Annotated in this window: 15 protein-coding genes, 1 tRNA gene and 1 pseudogene; 3 read left to right on the top strand and 14 right to left on the bottom strand. The window is 42.2% G+C overall.

The window, feature by feature from the left end:
* The 12 genes and pseudogenes from B5D06_RS09190 to B5D06_RS05620 all read right to left on the bottom strand — a co-directional run.
* Positions 1-387 (bottom strand): annotated as a pseudogene (locus B5D06_RS09190) (transposase); the annotation flags it as partial.
* Between the two features lie 599 nt (positions 388-986).
* On the bottom strand, positions 987-3587 hold the full coding sequence (locus B5D06_RS05670) for a C10 family peptidase (RefSeq protein WP_078737040.1): 2601 nt from the start codon (positions 3585-3587) through the stop codon (positions 987-989).
* Between the two features lie 162 nt (positions 3588-3749).
* Positions 3750-4367: a trimeric intracellular cation channel family protein gene (locus B5D06_RS05665; protein ID WP_078737047.1), complete on the bottom strand. Its 618-nt coding sequence runs from the start codon at positions 4365-4367 to the stop codon at positions 3750-3752.
* Between the two features lie 99 nt (positions 4368-4466).
* Positions 4467-5258, bottom strand: coding sequence for a patatin-like phospholipase family protein (locus tag B5D06_RS05660; protein WP_078737039.1), 792 nt, complete (start codon positions 5256-5258; stop codon positions 4467-4469).
* Between the two features lie 24 nt (positions 5259-5282).
* Positions 5283-6038, bottom strand: a complete 756-nt coding sequence (locus B5D06_RS05655) for a DUF5715 family protein (protein ID WP_078737038.1) — start codon at positions 6036-6038, stop codon at positions 5283-5285.
* An 87-nt stretch (positions 6039-6125) separates the two neighbouring features.
* Entirely contained in the window at positions 6126-7874 is a 1749-nt protein-coding gene (locus B5D06_RS05650; protein WP_078737037.1) for a phospho-sugar mutase, read from the bottom strand.
* A 232-nt stretch (positions 7875-8106) separates the two neighbouring features.
* Positions 8107-8913: a hypothetical protein gene (locus B5D06_RS05645; protein WP_078737036.1), complete on the bottom strand. Its 807-nt coding sequence runs from the start codon at positions 8911-8913 to the stop codon at positions 8107-8109.
* Positions 8903-9925 carry an endonuclease/exonuclease/phosphatase family protein gene (locus tag B5D06_RS05640; protein ID WP_143742621.1) on the bottom strand — a complete coding sequence of 341 codons (1023 nt, stop codon included), beginning with the start codon at positions 9923-9925 and terminating at the stop codon, positions 8903-8905. The genes B5D06_RS05645 and B5D06_RS05640 overlap by 11 nt, the downstream gene beginning before the upstream one ends.
* A gap of 267 nt (positions 9926-10192) precedes the next feature.
* Positions 10193-12199, bottom strand: coding sequence for a urocanate hydratase (locus B5D06_RS05635; protein ID WP_078737034.1), 2007 nt, complete (start codon positions 12197-12199; stop codon positions 10193-10195).
* 29 nt (positions 12200-12228) lie between these two features.
* Positions 12229-12774 (bottom strand): 5-formyltetrahydrofolate cyclo-ligase, encoded by a 546-nt coding sequence (locus tag B5D06_RS05630; protein ID WP_078737033.1) that lies wholly within the window; start codon positions 12772-12774, stop codon positions 12229-12231.
* A complete protein-coding gene (locus tag B5D06_RS05625) occupies positions 12771-14462 on the bottom strand; it encodes a S41 family peptidase (RefSeq protein WP_078737032.1) in 1692 nt (563 codons plus the stop codon). The genes B5D06_RS05630 and B5D06_RS05625 overlap by 4 nt, the downstream gene beginning before the upstream one ends.
* 29 nt (positions 14463-14491) lie before the next feature.
* On the bottom strand, positions 14492-14923 hold the full coding sequence (locus tag B5D06_RS05620) for a dCMP deaminase family protein (protein ID WP_078737031.1): 432 nt from the start codon (positions 14921-14923) through the stop codon (positions 14492-14494).
* A 626-nt stretch (positions 14924-15549) separates the two neighbouring features.
* Between B5D06_RS05620 and B5D06_RS05615 the strand changes: the two genes are divergently transcribed.
* The 3 genes from B5D06_RS05615 (at position 15550) to B5D06_RS05605 (ending at position 18769) form a co-directional block, all read left to right on the top strand.
* Positions 15550-18168 (top strand): valine--tRNA ligase, encoded by a 2619-nt coding sequence (locus B5D06_RS05615; RefSeq protein ID WP_078737030.1) that lies wholly within the window; start codon positions 15550-15552, stop codon positions 18166-18168.
* Between the two features lie 15 nt (positions 18169-18183).
* Positions 18184-18618, top strand: coding sequence for a hypothetical protein (locus B5D06_RS05610; RefSeq protein ID WP_078737029.1), 435 nt, complete (start codon positions 18184-18186; stop codon positions 18616-18618).
* Between the two features lie 78 nt (positions 18619-18696).
* A tRNA-Thr gene (locus tag B5D06_RS05605) sits at positions 18697-18769 on the top strand.
* Positions 18770-19052: 283 nt separating this feature from the next.
* Here B5D06_RS05605 and B5D06_RS05600 read toward each other — a convergent pair.
* Entirely contained in the window at positions 19053-20696 is a 1644-nt protein-coding gene (locus B5D06_RS05600) for an OmpP1/FadL family transporter (RefSeq protein ID WP_078737028.1), read from the bottom strand.
* Positions 20697-20759: 63 nt separating this feature from the next.
* Positions 20760-22286 carry a hypothetical protein gene (locus B5D06_RS05595; RefSeq protein WP_078737027.1) on the bottom strand — a complete coding sequence of 509 codons (1527 nt, stop codon included), beginning with the start codon at positions 22284-22286 and terminating at the stop codon, positions 20760-20762.
* Positions 22287-22391: the final 105 nt, after the last annotated feature.

The raw sequence follows: 22391 nt of genomic DNA, 5'->3' as shown, positions 1-22391 counted from the left end.
GTAAAGGTCTCCTCCGAGTGCCTTATCCTCGTGGAGAAAAGTATATAGGGTGGTTTTCCCCACGATGGGGATGCCCTTGAGCCGAAAACGCCCCACGATTTGCTCAGGCGACCACTGTTTTTCTCTCAAAATCTGGACGACTTGTTCTTGCATTTTATCCGTGAATTTCCTCGGATAGCAACGCCACTCCTTACGCTCTGTAGCATACATATGTGCTGCATGGCAGGAGTATCTTCCTCTTGCCGTTTTGTTGCGTTTGACTTCTCGAGAGACGGTGCTGGTTGAGACACCAATGGTTTGAGCGATGAAAGAATAAGATTTCTTTTATTGTAGTAGCCGATCTATTGTGTACCTTTGCTCTCGGCTCAAATGGTTGTATTTTTTCATATTCACGCAAATATAATCTTTGGCGCCCATCCCCAGAGGGGCTAGCCCCTCTGGGGATATTCTTTCTATTTGCGTTGCACTTACTACTGGAAAATACATATTCTCTTCAAAGAGAAGTTTTTCTATGTTATAGAGGCTTTCTCCCCCTTTCTCAATTTGCTTTTTATATTCCATCTTTCTTTTGTAGGCCTTGAAGTTTCCAAATCATTCCGAGAAATACTTCTACTCTTTCCGTAGGAAAATTCATAAAGACAGGATATAAAAGCCGCTTTTACCTGTCTAATTCTTTATTTTTAATCTGAATATATATATACTTAGTTTGAATATACATATTTGTAGATTGAAAATATATATATTCAGATTAAAAATAAAGTTTTGTTTGATGCAATACAAGTTTTTTAGGGGGACAAAGCTGTTTTTATCCCTGTCGATGAAGTCTTTAGACAACTCTTGTTGTTTCTGCTCTCTACCCTTATCATTCAAGGTGCGTGTTGCATAGTACTTGTCCAAAAGACTTTCGAGAATAAAAAGAAAGCAACCCTTATAACTGGTATAAAGGTTGCTCTTCAATTTGAATGCTTATTGGGAAGAGATAACTCTTAACGAGCAATCTGTAAGCGGTGAGTTACTACTTGGTTCTTGTCATCTCTCACACCCATTAGGTAGTTACCCTCTGGAAGTTCGTTTACGTTAACAGTAAGTTCTTGTTGTAATTCCCCTTTTTGAGAGAGTACTAACGCTCCGCTCATAGAGAAAATATCTATAGAGAATATGGGGGCTGGACTGTTCACTTTTACAGAAGAGGAAGCAGGGTTGGGGTAGATAAATCCTTTGACATTGTCTTTTGCTTCTATTGCATTTGCAGTAGAGACTTTTGCTCTTATATAGGTTGTTCCCATGAGTGGAAGAAGATGATCGGCAAAAGTATTATTGTAGATACTCTTAAGTAGGATCGTTATGTTACGCCCTTTCATATTTCTCAACGTATTATCGCTGTAAAAAACAGGTGTAAAAGTAACTTCTTCTCCTCTGTTTATTGTTGTTGGGGCAGTATTGTTAGATACAGCCAAAATACGAGTTTGACCCTGTACCTCCCCGACAATCAAGGCTCTTATTACTGCATAATCAAATTGTTGTGAGTAAATCTCTCCACGATTTTCTATCTTGAAAGAAGGAGTTGAGAAAGATGCTCCCCCTACATTGATTGTGGTAGAAGTAGTTTCAGGAGTACAAACGATAGTAGTCTTCTGGTAGTTCTGAGGACGTGTAACCGTTATCTTTTCTCCACAGAGATAAGCGTAAGAAGAGCGGTAGCGTTGGATATGGTGTCCAAAATCGGTATCAGGTTCTCCTTTTTTGGGCTCTGCATATTGAGCGAAGATGTTTATTTCCACATCTTCTCGAAGGTTAGGAATGAAGTCCTCAAAAGTGTGTGTAATAGTTTGCTTAGCAGGAACACAAATTACAGACTCAAGAACCACAAATTCTCTGCCCGTAGGAACGATATGAGTAGCAGAGCTTACAGTAGTTGCAAGTATCTTAATCGGACCGTAGTACTCTCTATCAGACTTGTTTTCGATACCGATAGTCAGCTTGCTGGAAGAGAAAGCATAAAACTCGGCTTTTGTTTTTGTTTTGTCAAAGGAGAGGAGGTCGATAGCCGCGTTATAGCTCCACTCTTTAACTTTCTTGTTTTCAACTTTGAAGAAAGCCTTGTCGGGTTCATCTGCATACATGCTAAGTGCTCCAAAGTTAGAGTCTTTATCTCCTTTCCATTCTAAACAAAGTTCATATTCTCCATCTTCATAAGAGGCAAAAGCGATATTTTGGGAGAAAGATTGAGCCGTCTGGAATTGTAAAGACATTCTCTTCTCTTCTGTGAGTTTAGATGTAGAATTATTTTTATTCTTTACTGTGATACGCAATGTGCCCGAAATCAAATCTTCGGTACGTTGTATGACGTTTCCTTTGAGCATGATAGCCTCTTTATCCAAGGTTTCTTGTATACGGATAGAAGCCGAGGGAGGGGTGCTGGCTGCCAAGGTGGAAGTTCCTGTTTTGTCAGGCTCAAAACCAACGAGGATTCCCTGTCCGATACTGTAGTCTCCCAAGCCTGCACCAATACCTAACGCTGTGGGCTTAAGAGCAGTAAGGCGGAAATAGCCGTCTGCCATTCCTCCCCAACCCCAGTTGAAGTGGTAGAGACCTTCTTGATTATAGCCATCACAAACAAAAGCATGTCCTCCGCCTGTTTGGTAGCCTGTGTAAAATACAGGACGCTTTGCTTGGAGTTCTTTTTGAATGAGCTCTTCCCACTCTTTTGCGTTATGGTTGTAACGAAGTTTGAGTGAAAGTCCTTTGTTGTATTTGAAGTTTTCTCTAAGAGTTTTTACCAAGTTGTGTTCCCATGCACCACTTCCGCCTGCAGAGTAGTTCATTCTTGCTCCTAAACCAACATCCCGAAGTAAGTATCCAACTTGAGCTACCTTCTCCTGGGTGTAGGTTGGGTCATTTACAGAGTAGCTTTCGGGCATTTTATCCCAATTATATTTCGTGCCAAATGTAACAGTCCGAGTAATGTTACTGAACACATCGTAATAGGAAATGGGGCCTCCGATACTTTCATCTGGCCATCTATAATAGCGCATGATTTGTGCAGCTGCTGTAGCTACGCAACCAGTAGGCATATTGCTTGGGGTAGCACTACTATAGGGATAGTCTTGATTCCATTTGATTTTGTCAAGAATAGGAGCAACGGCAGGGTAAGTACTTGCAGATCTCTTTGGAGTAGCGGTTGAGGTAGTAATAAAATCTGGAGTTTTCAAAAGTTCCTCAATAGACTTGTCATAGTACTGCATCCAGGCTCTGATGTGCTCAGGAAGATTCTGCATATCAAAGTACCCTTGATCGGCATACGCTAACACTGGGTACATACGATCATCTCCCGAAACGATAGCAAAGCCATCTCCTGTACCGCGATTAAAAATATAGTAGTAGGGTTGTTGAGCCTCACTAATCCCCTGACGGAGCGTTTGAGGTGTGTGCGTATAGGTTAGTTCTATGGTTCTTCCTCCACGAAGGCTATTTTGACCAAGAACTTCCTCTGCTATACTCTTGGCTTGCTGTGGAGTCACAGGACCAGCCGTTAGCAATAAGTGTGCCCCAATAAAGGAGACAATGGTGGTCACGACTTTTTTCATAAATAGTCTTGATTGTTTATATAGTTACTCTTTTTATTATGTAATTCCTTGAATATAGGATAGGTTGGTTACTCTTGTTGAGACAAAGATAAAAACTTTACCTGCGAGAATAACAATCTTGTAGACAATGAGGGTGAATATTTTTTATATGGAGAGGATTAGTTACTCATTGGAGTGAGGCGTTAGATAGGGAATACCCCAATGATATTTTGCTGCTAAGATGCGCAGAATAACAATGGAAAGAGCTGATATTCCTTGAGCCCAAAATGCCGAAACTTCTAAATAGAGCAAGGCAAGATAGATGAAACTACCCGTAAGGCATGCCATAGCATAGAAATCTCTTCTAAATATTAGAGGTACCTCGTTGATTAGTATATCGCGTATCATCCCTCCGAAAGAGCCTGTGATTGTGCCCATGATAGGAGCAATCCACCATGGAAAACTACTGCCGAGGGACTTAGCCACTCCTACAGCGGTAAATAACCCTAATCCGACAGCATCAAAAAAATAGACTGTATTGTTGAGTTTAACCAACCATTTCCTGAATAGTACGGTAACGACAAGAGCCAAAGAAGTTATGAGTAGATAAGAAGGTTCCGTAAGCCAAAAAACAGGGATGTCTAACATTATATCCCGAAGGGTGCCACCACCAACAGCTGTAACAAGCCCTACGACAAAAGCCCCAAACCAATCAAAGCGATGAGCAGCAGCAAGGCGTATGCCACTTATGGCAAAAGCAAAAGTGCCCAAATAATCGCACCAGCGGATGAAGTCTGCAATGTTGCCTTCTGAAAATATAATATGCACGTGTGAAAGATTATATTCGATGTTTTTACTAACCTTTTCTACTCCTAACAACAGTTATATGATAAAGAGAGTTTATTCGGGAGCTGTTTTGAGAGGAAGAAGTTTTTCAATATGATTTTGGCGAGCTAATTCATAACCGAGTTCCATAATATCTCTTGCCGATTTTACATCAAACATCCGATATTGTGTTATGGCTTGCGTCTCAAGAGTTAGATCGCATACCGCCTTATCGGGACGAGTGTTTTGTCTAAAAACGAGAGACCAAGAGCGTTCTGCTACACCTCGTATCGTCTTTTTGTATTCTTTCGTTTGTTCAGGCCCTAAATTTACCCCCAATACTTTGGCACACTCTTTTCGTATTACGGTAACGGGGTAGTTTCGGAATAAGCCTCCGTCTACATAGGAGACACCTTTGATTAGCTTGGGTTGAAATAGTACGGGAATGCTACACGAAGCTGTTATGATTTGTGATAGAGGTCCAGAAGTGAAAACATGCTCACAGCCGTTATCTAAGTCGGTTGCTACAATGCGCACAGGGATGGGAAGATCTTCCAATCGACGATGTCTAAGGGTTTCCCTTAGAAACTTAGTAAAGTTGCGGGTCGAAAACATCCCCCCCTTGTTGGGATATAATGAGGTCATTCCCATAAATCCAATGGAAGATAGACGGTCAAATATTTCATCCGGAGTATATCCATCGGAGTAGAAAGCTCCTACTATAGAACCCGAACTGGTTCCCGCTATGATTTCTGGACGTAATCCGATCTCATCCATGTACTTGAGTACCCCGATATGAGCAAAGCCTTTTATACTCCCTCCACTAAGAGCTAAGCCTAATTGATATTTTATAGAAGTTGTGTCCATGAAATAAGAAGAGAGCCTTTATGACTATTTAGAACTTGAGGATTTAATGGTTGTTATGTGAAAGCAAGCCTGTTTCTTTTCATGCTTTATATAACAGCGGTGGGCTTTCTGGTATTGCTGTAATATGGAGGCCAAAACCTTTTTCAGAATGGCATCTGATATATCTGCCTCGGATGAGTGCACTTTATCAAAACGAGACCAAGAAATGTCGAATGTAGTACCATAACTATGCGAAGACTCTGTGGTAGCATTTACATTCCTTTTCGATAGTTTTTGCTGCTGTTCTTCTGTACGAGTTAAACTGGTAACTATAATTCGATAAGAGGGGATACCTCTTTTCTGTAGGGCAATATTAAAGTCTTCCCCAATATAGTCTAACAGTTTTTTTGCCTCTGGAACAAGGTAGGGGATAGAGTGAGTAAGACGATCTACTTTATAAAATGGATTGCTTTCAATCAATGCGAGGGAAGAAAGCTCCTTTTCTGTAAGATTTTTCTTAAAAGGAATCGCTTGTAACCCTCGAGCTGCTTCTAAGTGCAAAAGATTGTCGTCTGCAAAACATTTGGAGTATGACCCCTTAAAGACGCATTGATAGTCTACAGAAAGACGTTCTACACTTTTCTCTTTAGGAGGATTTGATTCCTTACACCGTCGAACAATAGATAGCACAAAAAGAATAAAGATGAAGATGAAAGAAGCCAGTAGTATGCGCCAATAAGGAGATAAAAGGGACTTGATTTGGCGGTAAAGGTCTCCTAAGGTTGTTTGCTTGCGGAGCATTGAAAACAAAGTTTGGGCTTCCTCTTTTCTAAGCCTTATTCCATGGAAAAAGTTAGTAAAGAGGAAGTCTTTTATAAACCAACGATATTATATGCCTAATTGATGAAATACTCTTTCTAAACGTTCGGTTGCTTTCTTTTGAGCTTGAGGAAGTGCGGTAACGTTCTCTAATGGTTCTCTTATCCCTATATAATACTTGATTTTGGGTTCAGTTCCAGAGGGGCGAATAGAGAGTTTAGAGCCATCTTCTGCAATGTATTGTAGTACGTTGCTTTTCGCAGGCATATCTATATCGAATGTTTCTCCCGTTTTTACAGATAGCCCCTTGAGAGAGGAATAGTCGATGATTATTGCCACGGGAGAACCTGCGAGTTCTTTAGGTGGAGTTTCTCTGTAATCTTTCATCATTTGAGCGATTTCTTCGGCTCCCGTCCTTCCAGGGCGAACGATGTAATGACCCTTATCAAGGAAATAACCGTAGGTCGCATAGATCTCCTTCAGAAGTTCATCTATTGATAGACCCTTTTCAAGAGCCCAAGCGGTTAGTTCTGCAAAGAGAGCGCATGCCGACACGGAACTTTTATCTCGTATGAAGTCCTCCCAGAGATAACCGTAACTCTCTTCTCCCCCTCCAATGTATTGCATAGTATCCTCATTACGGCGGATAATGTCTGCAATCCACTTAAATCCCGTGTAACAGTCGTAGAGTTTCACCCCCTCTTTATCTGCAATAAATCTAATAAGGTCGGTTGTTACAATTGTTTTTATAACGTAGTCCTTGGGGGTTAGTATGCCCAATTCTTGGCGTCGCTTAATGGAATAGTAAGTGAGCAGCGTGCAGATTTGGTTGCCGTTGATAAGTTCTATTTTCCCCTCTTTGTTCCGTATGGCTACTCCTATGCGATCGGCATCTGGGTCTGATGCTAAGACAAGTTGGGCATTGCTTTTCTCTGCACGTTCCAAGGCCATAGAGAGGGCAGCAGGCTCTTCAGGATTGGGAGAAACAACTGTGGGGAAGTCTCCACTTACTACATCTTGCTCAGGTACATTCATTATGTTGGTGAAGCCAAAAGCCTTTAGAGCATCGGGTACAATCTTCACTCCCGTGCCATGTATCGGAGTGTAAACAATGGGTAGATTGTGATGCTTCTTAATTGCTTCGGGAGAAAGGGAAAGAGATTTTACCTTTTCAATGAAGATTTCATCGATTTCTTTCCCTATTTCCGTTATCAGCGCAGGATTCCCTTTTTCGACAACAGAGTCCATAGAGGTGATTTTGGCAACTTCTTCTATAGTATTGACATCGTGGGGAGAAACCATTTGAGCCCCATCTGCCCAATAGGCTTTGTACCCATTATATATGGGAGGATTGTGAGAAGCTGTAATCATTACTCCACTTTTACACTTCAGATAGCGTATGGCAAACGATACTTCTGGGGTAGGGCGTAGAGACTCAAATAGGTATACTTTGATATCGTTTCCTGAAAAAACATTAGCCGTAATTTCAGCGAAGTAACGACTGTTGTGTCGGCAGTCATAGCCAATTGCCACAGATATTTCCTCTTGTGGATAGGTCTTCTTGAGATAATTTGCCAACCCCTGAGTAGCCATCGCTACGGTGTACTGATTCATCCGATTGGTGCCGACGCCCATAACACCTCTAAGTCCTCCTGTTCCAAACTCAAGATTTTTGTAAAAAGCATCGATTAGTTCATTCTTATCAAGGTTATCCAGTAAGGATTGTACCTTTTCCTTAGTCTCTGTATCGAAAGAAGGGGCCAACCATTTCTTTGCCTCTTCGGTAACTTTACGCACTAATGCTTCGTTTGTGTTCATATTATAGGTCTATCTTTTGGGTTAAGGATACCATACAGTACTCTTTTTTGCATACTATAACGCACCTTGTAGCTTTACTTACAAAGTTACACTTTATTATAGGATTATTAGACCTATTATATATTTTGTGTTGGGACAATAGGAGGATTCCTAACGAACAGCAACGGAACTTTTGTGTTTGGGTGCGATGCTCCTTTGGGGAAAGATAATTTCGGCGAGTAAGAGTGCCTTTTTAAGAGAGTAACTCGGGAGATATGTCAGATCCCTCTTTTCCTTCCGTCTGACTTTGTCGTACTGTATACCTACGATAGAGTTCTTGGATGTCACTTTCTGCAATAGGGCGTTCGTTGGTTAACAGGAGTTCCTTCATGTCCAGAAAGTTGCCAAATTCATTGCAAAAAGAGGCAAAATCCGTGTAGAATCTTCGAGGTTCTATACCTATAGGTAATAGGAAACAGAATCTAAAGTAGTTCTCCCTGACAAGGATCTCTTCAACTTCTCCCTGTAATTTTTCTACAGCGACAGAGAATTCCTCTCTTACCATATTGATTTGATACTGCTCAAGAGGTACCCACTTTGGAGTGTGAGCTACTGCCATAATGCGTAAAAGTCCATTTCTACCGCCCAACCCCGTGGTGAATATGAATGCTTTTTCTTGTTCTGCTAAAGTGCTGTGCAGGTGGATACGTGCCTGAAATTCAGACAAAACAGCCCAATAGTACATAGAGGGAGGCGATACTTGTAGGTAGTCTTGGATAACTCTATAGGCAGTAACTTGATACGATATGGCTAATTTGATTAACTGCAATTTGTGTACCTCCTCAGGAATAGATTTGCTGTAAAGAGATTCTTCTATCTTTAGTACCTCCTCTTCACTCATTTTCGGTGGTGAAGAGGCTATCATAGAACGGGAAGTATTAAAGTATTCTTGCTGAATACTCAGAGGAACATAGCCATCTATCTGAAAGATGGCTGCATCTTGAATCCCCTCTAAAAGATGGGCTAAGAAGTTTTCTTGTCTGTTCCCGTTACTGCCCATCGTTTAACTCTTTTTTTTCTTTCATGTGGGGTTGGATAAAGAAGTCCGCAACCACGGGTAAATGGTCACTCACACCTCCCAAATATTGAGTCCCTCCGTATGTGCGACGGGGAAAATATCGGCCATCTGTACCTCTTCTCATCCACCGTTTTATCATAACGGAGCGGGCACTTCTCCACTTGTAAATGAGATTACCCTGTTGGGTCCGAGTATTTAGGAGATTGCCACTTATGATAATGCGATCGATTTGTTCCCAAACTCCTCTAAAGGAGTAACTTCCTGGGATTCCTCCTGGGGCTAAACTGGAGGTAACATCGTACATCAAATCGTTTCGGTAGTTGAATTTTTTAGAAGTCAGAGGGTGTGCCCAGCCTCGAGAAATGGGATCTCGAGGTTCGCAGTTAAAGTCGCCCATCACTATGATATTAGCCTCGGGGTCGGAGCTGATGATGCTATCGCATTTACTCTGTAGAAGAGAAATAACATTTTTACGGAAGGGATCTGTCTTTTTCTTCCCCTCTCGTCGAGAGGGGAGATGTACTATCATAAGATGTAAATGCTGTTTGTTGAAGAGAGTACCCGATAGATAGAGAATATTCCTCGACTTTTTATGGGGGTGGTTGGGAAAAGAAACATTCCACTCATTTGTCCTTTTCAAATTAAATAAATCTGGAAGATAGAGAAGGGCTACATCGATGCCTCTGACATCGTCGCTTTCGGAGATTACGTACTTGTATCCCATGCGTCCCAAGGCTGTTTTCTGGAGTAGTGAATCCATAACGTTTTTATTCTCAACCTCTATTAGTCCTACAAAAATAGGCCACTCTTTTTCGCCCACATCACTGATAACTTCTGCCAGATTGTGTAGCTTTTTATTCAAACGTTGGTTGGTCCACTCCAGAGCTCCCTCGGGAAGAAAGTCATAGTCCTCTTTGCCAACGTCATGGGTTGTGTCAAAAAGGTTTTCAACATTGAAGGTCATCACCCTTATATGCTTTTTTTGAGCTTTCATTGTTAAAAGAGAAAGTGTATTAAAAATAAAAGCAATTACAAGCAGGAGAGTAGCTAACCTTTTGTTCAATAAATGGCTCTCTTTGTATTGCATAAACTCTTCTGGCGCAAAGATACCTCTATTTACCGAATCTTTTAGTCTCAATATCCCTTTTATACAAAAGAGAAAGGAGCTATTTTGCTCCTTTCTCCTTAGTAGTATTTATCGGATGTAGTGCTTCTGCCCGATGAAAAAGCAATTCCGTTCAGTTCTTAACCAAAGCGATACTTAGCTTTCCAATGGGATTAAAGAGTTAATAAGCTCGTCATCGGCCAAGTAAGGCATTGTAATATGATAGCCATCGGAATGAGTTTGGTTGAACTCAGCACTCGTTTCCATAGCATGTTCATTGCAAGCCCAAGCGCGACGGGCTACTCCGCCCATAACGTCCCAAGTCATAGCCGAGCGTAAAATATCATCGGCACGTTGGCTGCCGTCCAATACCATTCCAAAGCCTCCATTGATAGACTTACCGATGCCTACACCGCCTCCGTTGTGTAGTGCGATAAGGCTCATACCTCGTGCGGCGTTGCCTGCAAAACATTGTACTGCCATATCTGCCATAACGTTACTTCCGTCACGGATGTTGGCTGTTTCTCTGAATGGAGAGTCGGTACCGCTAACATCATGGTGGTCACGCCCTAACATAATAGGACCTACCTCTCCGTTGCGAACCATTTCGTTAAAGCGAAGTGCTATGGCCAAACGACCAGCCGCATCTTGATATAGGATACGAGCTTGTGTGCCCACTACCAGTTCGTTTTTCTTGGCATCTCTAATCCAGATATAGTTATCTCTATCCTGTTCTCTGCGATCGGGATTGATACACTCCATAGCAGCCTTGTCTGTTTTTTCCAAGTCCTCGGGTTTGTTGGACAGACAGACCCAACGGAAGGGACCATAGCCGTAGTCGAAGAGCTCGGGACCCATAATATCTTCTACGTAACTTGGCCAGATAAATCCATCTTTGTCATCGACACCATTGCGAAGAATCTCTTTTACGCCAGAGTCGTACACGGCTTTCATGAAAGAGTTCCCATAGTCAAAGAAGTAGGTGCCTCTTGCCACCAATGCTTGGATAGCTTCAAAGTGGATTTTAAGCCCTTTGTTTACCTCTTCTTCAAACTTATCGCGATCTTCTTTTAAGAGTCTTGTGCGCTCCTCGAAAGATAGTGTTACGGGGCAATAGCCTCCCTCGTAAACTGCATGACAACTGGTTTGGTCTGAAAGCAGGTCGATATGGATATTGTGTTCTATACAGTAGGTTAGTAGGTCTACCACGTTACCTTCATAGGCAATAGAGCAAGCCTCTCCCGTCTTAATGGCCTTAGCCGCCAGTGTAAATGTTTCTTCCAGAGAACGGCACACATGCTTTACCCAACCCTGGTCGTAACGAGTTTTTATACGAGATGGGTCTACCTCTGCAGTGATGCTAACGGCCCCTGCAATATCGGCTGCTTTGGGTTGAGCTCCACTCATGCCTCCCAATCCAGAAGAAATGAATAGCTTTCCAGAAAGGTTTTGACCTGTTGGGATATTCAACTGCTTACGCCCTGCGTTGAGTAGGGTGTTGAAAGTACCGTGTACAATACCTTGCGGTCCGATATACATCCAGCCTCCAGCAGTCATTTGCCCGTAGTTGGCAACCCCCATTTGGGCGGCAATCTCCCAATCTTTGATGTTGTCATAAATACCAATCATCATAGAGTTGGTTATGATAACACGGGGAGCTTCGGGACGAGAGGCAAACAGACCCAAGGGGTGTCCGCTCTCTATAACCAAAGTTTGGTCTTGGGTCATCTCTTCGAGGTATTTCATGATGAGACGGTACTGTAACCAGTTTTGGCAAACTTGGCCTGTCTCTCCGTAGGTAACTAATTCGTAGGGATAAAGGGCTACATCAAAGCAAAGATTGTTTTGAATCATTACTTGAAAAGCTTTCCCCTCTAAGCAACGTCCTTTGTATTCGTCGATAGACTTTGCCTTTAGATCTCCCTGTGGTCTGTAGCGGTAAGCATATATTTTACCACGAGTATAGAGTTCCTCGAGGAATTCGGGTGCCAATTTTGCGTGCAACTCTTTGGGTACATAGCGTAAGGCATTGCGAAGAGCTGTACGGGTTTGTGATGGTGTCAAGCGATAGCCACGGTCTGGAGCACGACGTATCCCCTCAATAAAGGAGGGGTATTCTGGCAGAGTGGCATCTAACGTAAAAGATATATTCTGTTTGTTCATAATCCTTACTTAGATATAATGATTTGTACTTAATCTGTTATAACATGGTGTACCTGAAAATCCCATGGCTCATGGGGCAGATCGGGTAAAAGTCGATAGCGAAAAGTTACCCCGATAAGTGTTGCTTGGGTTTGGGGTAAAAATCGGTCGTAGTAGCCCTTACCTCTGCCCATACGTATCCCCTCTTTTGTAAAGGCTACCCCAGGTACGATTATCAAGTCCAGGAGAGAGGGGTCAATCTTTAGAGCTTCAAGGGAAGAGGGTTCTGCAATTCCGTAAGAACCTATATTCAAACTTTGCTCTTCACTAAAGTGATAGAACGAGATTTGCTCCATATCTTCTACTCTGGGTAGGTAGAGTTGTTTCGTTGTTGCAAACTCCGATAACAATGTTCCCAAGTCGGGTTCATCAGGTAGTGCGTGATAAAGGGCTATTCTATTAGCTTTTTGCCACGCGGGATGCTCTTTTATTGTCTTGCATATAGCTCTGGAAGCCTCCGAATAGTAAGAAGGGGTTAAGCACTGATTATTGAGTACGCGGAGGGCACTGCGAAGTTCTTTTTTATTTGCTTTCATAACTCTTCTTCGTATTCCTCTTGAGAAGGGTCTTCGCTTTCTTCGTTGGTCTCTTGAGAGGTGTTGCTCTTGTCGGAGGTGTAGTAGGATAGAGCCTTTAGAGAAGGGGTTTCTTCTTTGTGAAAACTTCTAACCCCCTCTAAAAGAGCTTGGTCTGTTTCGTTAAAGAACTGATAGGCTGCTTCTATTCCCAAGGCGTAGTTTGCTATTTTTCCATATAGGGCTCTTCTTAACAAGTTGCGTGCTTCATAGAGCATCCTCGAGCGCATTTGTATGCCTTTAGAGGCTGCAAATCGGGCATAGTCATAGATTAATCCTCCCTGATAGGAAAGGAATGCCCCTAACTTGGTAATATCATCATAGGCAGATAGGTTCTTTCTGTTCTGATCTACATAGAGGAAAGCATACTCATCCATGGTTCCCGACTCGATGAGACGTAGATAGTAAGAGTTGACACCTGTGCTGTCTACTGGGATAAAGATAGTTGGCATGATACCAAACCCTCCGTAAACAATATGACCAGCATCTGTCTTAAATTGTTGTGCCCCTTTTAAGAGTAGGGAGTCTGTGGCAAACATTTCTCCAGATTCGTAGCGGTTGATTAGATCCCTTTGATAGGACTGCATATCTCCCATGGTATACTGTTTTTGTATACAACGTCCCGACGGAGAGTAATAACGGGCTATGGTAAGTCGTAGCTGTGCACTATCTCTAAGGTAGAACGGGCGCTGTATAAGCCCCTTTCCAAAGGTTCTTCTTCCTATAATCGTGGCCCTATCATGATCTTGCATAGCTCCAGCAAATACCTCGCTCGAGCTGGCCGAAAATTCATTTACCAATACTACCAATGGGATATCCTGCATCAGCCCATTCCCCGTAGCGTGGTAATCTTCTCTTGGATAGGCTTTACCCTGCGTATATACGATGAGCTGCCCTTTTTTGAGAAACTCGTTTGCAAGTTGTATGGCAGGCTCTAAGTAACCTCCTGAATTGTCTCTTAAATCTATGATTAGAGATCGCATTCCTTTCTCTTTCAAACGAGCGTAAGCAGCTCTGAATTCGTAAGGTGTGGTTCGTCCCCACTGAACAATGCGTATAAGCCCCGTCTCCTTGTACGGCATGAAAGCAACATCTACGCTTGGCACTGGAACATCTCCACGCACTATTTGGGTCGAAAAAGATTTATTGTCCCGAAGAAGTTCTAACTTGACCACCGAGGCACGTTCTCCTAAGAGAATCTGCCGAACAGAATCTGCCGATATGCCCTTTCCTGTGAGCGGCTTTCTATTGGCTTTTAATATACGGTCGCCAGGCTTAAGACCTGCATGTTCCGAAGGGCCTCCTGGAAGAATATCGATGATAACAGGGGTATCAATAATGGTATTGAATGTAATGCCTATGCCACAGAAAGAACCATTTAGTCGCTGGTTCTCCCAATCGCTCTCTTTTCTGGGGATGTAAGCCGAGTGGGGATCTAAATTGGACACGATGAGAGGAAGTATGCTCTGTTGCAACTCGTCTACGTCCACCGAGTCTACATAATGCTCGGCTATTAGGGCTAAAACCTGTTCTAAATCTGTCTTTGAGTTTCTGCTTGTTTGGGTCGCTATAAGCCAGCTAATGACAGCTCCTACCAGAAGTGTGGTTGCCGAGAGAGTTATCAAGGTAAGTGTAGAGTAGCGTTTCATAGAGGACAATATCTACATGGCGAAACGTTTTAATCAATGGGTAAGTATATAACCTCTATACCAGCTCTCCTTAGCAAATCTACTCCTTCTGTCAGGCGATACTCTTCGCTGTATACGACACGAGCCATACGGCACTGGATGATAAGTTTTGCACACTCTATACAGGGGGCTGCCGTGATATATATAGTTGCTCCAGAGCTATTGTTGGTAGACGCGGCTACTTTGGTGATGGCATTGGCCTCGGCATGTAAAACATAGGGTTTGGTAAGCCCCTCTTCGTCTTCACAGACATTCTCAAAACCCGATGGTGTACCGTTATAACCATCTGAGATAATCATTTTATTTTTTACAATTAAGGCTCCTACCTTACGACGTACACAGTAGGAGTTTTCTGCCCAGATGCGAGCCATCCTAAGGTAGCGACGATCGAGTTCTAATTGTTTATCGTTGCTAAATTCCATATACCAACAGGTGTTGCATTAACAATAGCCTAGTTTTCCACAAAAGTAGTAGTAATAAAGCAATTAGACAAACAGCTCTTACACAAGAATTAGGATATAGGTTGTTAACTCTATATTGGCTCCGATTTTTAAGTGCTTTTCTTTTTATATCTTAAGCATTAACCTTAATCGATGGGTATATTAGTTGGGAGAGCTCAACTCTTTTCTTATTTAAAGTTCAGATCTTTCTGTCAAAAAGCAGCAAAGCTCCCTGCAAAAGATGCTTTACACATAACAAATTCTTTATTTGCAGATTGCATATATGTATATTTAGATTGCATATATGTATATTTAGATTGAATATACATATTTGCAGATTGAAAATAGAGAATTGTTTGAGTGCTTTGTAATTTATATTCGTGTAGTAGAGGTTTTTACAGCTTGTCCTAATGGACTTAAATTTTTGCCTTTTTCTTTTTGCTCACATCTCCGTAAAGAGGACTATACATAAATTTGGCGTGAATGGGACTTTGTTCAAGAATATTCATCGTGATATTGCCTATGATTTTGATAGTTAAGAGGTAAGCTTTTTGTACCTTTGCGAAAATATTATCTCAATAGAGTACACTAAATCAGTGCAGAAAAGAATGGATAACGAGACAGTTTATACCCCCTCTTTGATCGAGAAAAAATGGTACCAGTATTGGTTAGACCACAATCTCTTCTCTTCTACTCCCGATGAACGCCCCCCTTATACCATCGTAATACCACCACCCAATGTGACAGGAGTGCTTCATATGGGGCATATGTTGAATAATACGATTCAAGATATACTCATACGTCGAGCTCGTTTGTTGGGCTATAATGCTTGTTGGGTGCCTGGAACAGACCATGCCTCTATTGCAACCGAGGCAAAGGTGGTGGCACGTCTGGCCGAGCAGGGCATTACAAAACAGAGTTTGTCAAGAGAGGAGTTTCTCGAGCATGCTTGGCAGTGGACCAGAGAGCATGGAGGGATTATTCTGGAACAATTGAAACGTTTGGGGGCTTCTTGCGACTGGAGTAGAACGGCTTTTACTTTAGATGAAGAGCGTTCCAAGGAGGTTATCAAAGTCTTTTGTGAGTTGTTTGATAGTGGTCTCATCTACCGAGGAGTACGTATTGTCAACTGGGACCCCAAGGCAAAAACTGCTCTCTCCGATGAAGAGGTTATACACCAAGAGACACAGAGCAGTCTATACTATCTAAGATACAATATAGAGGGAAGCGACCAATTCTTGACGATTGCTACAACACGCCCCGAAACAATCATGGGAGATACTGCTATATGTGTGCATCCCGAAGATGAGCGATATAAGCAGTTCATTGGGAAGAGAGCCATTATCCCCACTGTTGGGAGGGCTGTCCCCATTATTGCAGATACCTATATAGATAGAGCATTTGGTACGGGATGTCTTAAGGTGACACCAGCCCACGATGTTAATGACTACCTATTGGGACAAAAGCACCAGTTGGAAACGCTCGATATCCTCAACGATGATGGCACGCTCAATGAGTTGGGCGGTGCCTACGCAGGTATGGATCGCTTTGCGGTGCGTGAGAAGATTGCTCAAGACTTGAAAGAACAAGGTCTATTGATAAAAGTAGAAGACTACGTCAATAAGGTGGGGTATAGTGAGCGTACCAACGTGCCCATCGAGCCTAAACTCTCAATGCAGTGGTTCCTTAAGATGGAAGATATTGCTCGTCCAGCCTTAGAAGCGGTAGAGAAAGATGAGGTAGCTCTCATCCCCTCTAAGTTTAAGAATACTTACCGCCACTGGATGGAGAACGTCAAGGATTGGTGTATCAGTAGACAACTTTGGTGGGGGCACAGAATCCCTGCTTATTACTTGCCCGATGGCTCTTTCGTTGTGGCACCTTCTGAAGAGGAAGCTTTGGAAAAGGCTCGTGCTTTGAGTGGAAATCAACAGTTGCAAAAAGAGGACTTGAGAGCAGAAGAGGATTGCCTCGATACTTGGTTCTCTTCTTGGCTCTGGCCTATGAGTGTGTTTGGAGATATAACAAGCGCAGATAATAAAGATCTCAACTACTATTATCCTACAAGTGCACTTGTAACAGGTCCCGACATTCTTTTCTTCTGGGTGGCTCGCATGATTATAGCAGGCTATCGTTATAGGGGAGAGCGTCCTTTCAAAGATGTGTATCTAACAGGTATTGTGCGTGATGCTCAGGGACGTAAGATGTCTAAAACACTGGGTAATTCTCCTAATCCATTAGATTTGATAGATAGCTACGGAGCAGATGGGGTGCGCGTGGGGCTGATGATGGCAACCTCGGCGGGCAATGATTTGCTGTACGATGAAACTCTCTTGGAGCAGGGACGTAACTTCTGTAACAAAATATGGAATTCGTTCCGTTTGATAAAGACTTGGCAGGTAGATGCTCAACAAGTTACTCCCGAAGAGAATATCATTGCCATGGATTGGTTTACTCATCGTCTTAGTGAGGCCATTGCCGAAATAGACGATTTGATGGAGAAGTACCGCATCAGCGAGGCTATGACGGTGGCTTACAAGTTATTCAGAGATGATTTCTCTGCTTTCTATTTAGAGGCTGTCAAACCAGCCTTTGGAGCTCCGATAGATGGTATTACGTTAGAGAAAACTATTCTCTTCTTCGAAGACCTCTTGCGCATCCTACATCCATTCATGCCATTCATCACCGAAGAGCTTTGGCATGAGCTTAGAGAGCGACCAGAGGGTAGTAGCATCATGTATTCCTCTTATCCTCAAAAGATGGAGCCTAATCAAGCTCTTCTAAAGACTGTTACAATAGCAAGAGAGGTTATTACGCAGGTGCGCAATATCCGTACTATGCACAATATCCCTCGCCAAGAGCTATTGGATATCTATGTACAAGAGATAGAGCATAGTGAGGCAGATTCTCTCATTATGAAGTTGGCAAGGGCTTACGTACAGAGAGGAAAGAGTGTGCCCGAGGGCGTATCTTCTGCCTCGTTTATCGTGGGTACTGTTTCTTATGCTGTACCTATCGAAGCCTTTATAGACAAAGATGCCGTACGTCAGAAACTTGAAGCCGACTTGAAGCATCAAGAGGGATTTTTGATGGGAGTACGCAAAAAACTCTCGAATGAAAAATTCGTCAAAAACGCGCCTGAAGAGGTAGTCGCAGTAGAGCGCAAGAAAGAATCTGATGCACTTTCACGTATAGAGACCATAAAAAAACAACTTACCACTCTCTAAAGTTTTATTTTGATCATGGATAAAGATAAGATTCAGCACCTTTTACGTAAGTTTTTTATTCATATAATTGATACGTGTTCCAAGGGGACGAAGACGTATTATGATTTTATGGTATCCATCAACTTCACAGAGGGTAGGATTACTGTTTTTGATGATGACGATAAAATCATAGGAGAGGAAATAATATTTGGCTTTATTAGTTCCGAAAATAAAGGGATAACCTCTTCGGAGGTTATCCCTATACTTCGTAATCAATTGCACTTGCTTTATACAGATGGGGTCTTTAATGAAGACTTTATCGGTGAGCCTTTCTCAATTACTTATATAACAGATGAGGAGCCTGTAGAGTTGCTATTCGTTTACGAAGATCAATTGCTTTTAGAGAGGCCTCTTCTCGAAAATATGGGAGAAGAGTTAGATACTTTCTTTGACAATCTGTTTTCAGAATAAATTTTATTAGTACCTTTGCGCCTCGGGAGATGAGGGCTTTTCTCTATGCTCTCGACTCTTTCTTTGAAAACAAGGTTTGCCGAAATAGCTCAGTTGGTAGAGCAACTCATTCGTAATGAGTAGGTCGCCGGTTCGAGTCCGGCTCTCGGCTCTCTTGACCTTTGTGTAGAAATTCTACTTGTATTGATACTGCTTGTTTGAGTGATTGCTCTAAACTTCTTTAGAGCTTTTGCCTTGTTCTTGTTGCTTGTACTCTTTCTAAATGGGAGATAACTCTTCTGCTCGTTATTTCGTATCTCTATACAGTTTCTTATACATATCTAAGTGGTGGGTATGAATGGTTAAGCCGTTTCTCTAAAAGCTAAAAAAAGCTACTAACAGAATTTTTATATCCTGTTAGTAGCTCATCTTCTTAGCTTTATCGTCGATATCTGTTAGAACTTGTAACCCAATGTAACAACAGTTTTGAACGTGTTTTCACTTAGTCGAATGCTTTCGGGTGAAGTGAAGTCCTCTATGGGATTACCCTTACTATCAGATAGGGTCGGGAAACTATAAACGTGATTGATAGTATTTGAATTGACAAACGCTAAGTCGATGTAAAAAGAACGAGACATCTTGTAGCCTATCCCTCCCGTGAACGTTAGACTACCAGTTGGTATCATATAGTGGGGGAGTGTGCCAGCTGTGAGTATCGGCGTAGTATTTTTCTCAAAGGAGGTTAGTCCGTCTCTTTTCTTCATAGGTGTCGTTGTAAGCACACTTCCCAATCTTAAACTCAATTTAGACAATGGTTTGTATTCTACTCCTACACGCATGGTTTGAGACAAAGTATAGTGATTGTCAATAGCTTCGTTATCAACAGAGAAGTAAGAAGTACTTTGTAGATTGCGTAATCTCATACTGTTATAAGGCGTTAGCTCATAGTCGAAACTAATAAGTCCCTTATTGTCAAAAGTGTAGCCCAACCCAACTACAAAACGGCTTGGGGTAGTGAGACGATAGGAACTTGTGGCATCTTTGGGCGTTTGCCCTTTTAGTATCCATTTTTCTTTTGGGAAGGGATTTCCACTATCATCTACTGCATGAGAGTAACGAGAGGTAGAAGAGGCATAGAATCCATCTTGTAATACCATCCATGTAGGAGAGAAATAAGCCAATCCTATACGAAGTCCGCCTACTGGGCGCATAATAGTTCCCAAACTGAAAGCAAACCCTCCTCCTTTTGTCCATAATTCATTGCCTAACACGAGATAGTCATCGTCCATAAAATCTTCTGTGTAAGTAGAAGCAAGGGCATAGTCTACATCGGTATAGCGTAGTGAGAACCCGAAATAGGACAGATCTTTGTAATTGAAGCCAAAGGTGAAATCGTAAGCCTCTACACTCCCTCTCTCTCTCCAGTTCATATGAGCTTCAGCAGGGCCATAGGGCACGTATTGATTATTCTTATTAGGATAGAAAAACACTGTCTGGTATATTCCATCCTCTTGCTTTATCCATCCTGCTTCATAGGCTAATATAGATAACCAAGAGTAGTTGCTCCACTGATATGGATTATATCCCGTACGAGGTAATAAGTCATCAGGTTTAGCATTATCAGGAGTTATCAGTGCAGCATAATCGGCCACTGAATAATCGACAGGGGTACCGCTCGAAATTTTGAAACTACGATTGTATCTTACGAGGTTCTGTCTGTTGAAGCCAAAAGTCATACCGCTACCCGAGTACTTATCAAAGTAGGAAGCAATCGCAGAGAAGTTGGGCGAGTAGAAGTTGGATGCTTTCTTTTGCTCTGTATTGTTATACCAATTTATATTATTAGTGTGTTTGACCTGCTCTAACGATATGGAGAGCTCCGACTTGCGATACACCCCTAGTCCTGCGGGATTTTGAGTAATGGAAGAGGGATCTCCTCCTAAAGAAGCAAAAGCTCCACCCATAGCTTGAAAACGTGCCGTACCGCTTAATGGTGTAGTCTGACTCAAACGAAAAGCATCTGTTTCACTTTGTGCTTTTGCCTGTTGCCAACTGAGTACGGCAGTGGCTAAAACGAAGGATACAATATATTTTTTCATGACAGTATATTGGTATGTTGTCTCTTTATTTTATTAGGTATGTTGTTGGTACTCCAAAAGGATTTAGCGTCCTCGACGACTTCCTCCCCCAGTGCTTCCACTGGAAGAAGAACTTCTTCCGTTGTCATAGGAGCCGCGAGACGAAGAGGAACTACTGCTACTACGCTCGAAAGAGCTACTTGACGAGGAACTATTTCTGTTATTGCTTTCATAAGAACCTCTTGAAGAACGTCGGTTATTGGATCCTTCATCGTAACTTCTATTGTTGTAGCTACTGTTTTCGTTGGAGCGTTGTATGGGAGTTACAGAAGAGTTTGTACGTTGTTGACGACTATTCGAACTTCGCGAACTTCTGTCATAATCATAGCTACCACGGTTGCTACGTTCTGTACGACTACTATTACTCCTTCTGTTTCTCTCTTCTCTTCTGTCTGGTTCTGCTTGCTGTCTATTTCTTTCTGTTGAAGATGGACGAGACACTCTGCCATCTTCGGAGTAACTACCTCTGTTGATCTTGTTGTAGACAGAGTTATTAGAGCGATAGTTTCTTCTATCGAATTCTTTGTCGTTGTCTGTAGCTCTATTAACCCTATCGGTCCAATAGGTACCTCTTTCGTAATTAGAGGTAGAGGCATTTCTTCTGGATGTATTCACATTTTCTCTATCACGTGTCGTGGAGGTGGACACGTTTCGGTTGGTTCGGTTGCGCCCCTCATTGTATTCTGCTCCAAAAGAGTCGTTGCTCCTTCTCCCCTGCTGATACTTATTGCTGCGGGGGACATAACTGCCTACATAGGGATCATAATAGCTACCTCCGTATCCATAACCGTAATAACCATCATAATAACCATGATAGTAACCATCACGCCAAGCGTCATAAGGGGAGTAGTAGCCGAAACTATTCCACCTCCAGTTCCATCCTCTATTATACCAATATCTATAACGATAATAATAAGGAGAGTGGTAATACCATGGAGTCCAATAATCCCACCACGAATCATACCATGAATAGTAGTTGTTCCAGCCATAGCCTCTGTGGTAAGGATTACTTATGATATAAATGTTGATATCGGAGTCGTCATCATAGTAGTAACCATTGTCATAGCTACTACCGTAGTAGTCATCATCCACATATACCTCTACGTAATCGGCTCCTTTTATAACGATAGTAGAAGGGTCGTGGAATCGAGCTATACGATCGGAGTAAATACCTCTGTATTTCTTGCTTTTCTTTCTTTTTACGGGTCCATTTTGGGTAGAGGGTCTATTCTTTTTCCCCGTAGCATATCTTTCTTGCTTACTCTTTACATTACCTCTGCGGTTGTAAGCATCGATTTCATCATCACTTATATCAGAATCATCGTCATCGAAGTCGTCATACTCGTAAGAGTCCTCGTACTGTTCTCTTGCTATACGCTCTCTGTAAGCTTTTTCTCTTACCTCACGCGCTTTCTTAACAGCTTCGACTCTTTCCTTTTCTGCCTGCTTGGGAGAGATGTAGATAGCATCGTCATCCTCGTTTTGTGCCAATCCTGTAACGGAAGTCAACGTGCAGAGTCCTAAAAAGACGAACAATTTATTCCATTTCATAGCTGTACGTATTTATTATTGTGTTGGTTAATGTACTCGTTCTTCAACTCTTAGACCATCAAAGTAGGCTTATAGTTTAACACTCTTAGGCGGTGTAAACATTCA

Origin of the sequence: Porphyromonas circumdentaria (genome assembly GCF_900167105.1) — a bacterium.
In the GTDB taxonomy this organism is placed as follows: Bacteria; Bacteroidota; Bacteroidia; order Bacteroidales; family Porphyromonadaceae; genus Porphyromonas; species Porphyromonas circumdentaria.
This window is presented reverse-complemented; position numbering and strand designations above follow the sequence as displayed.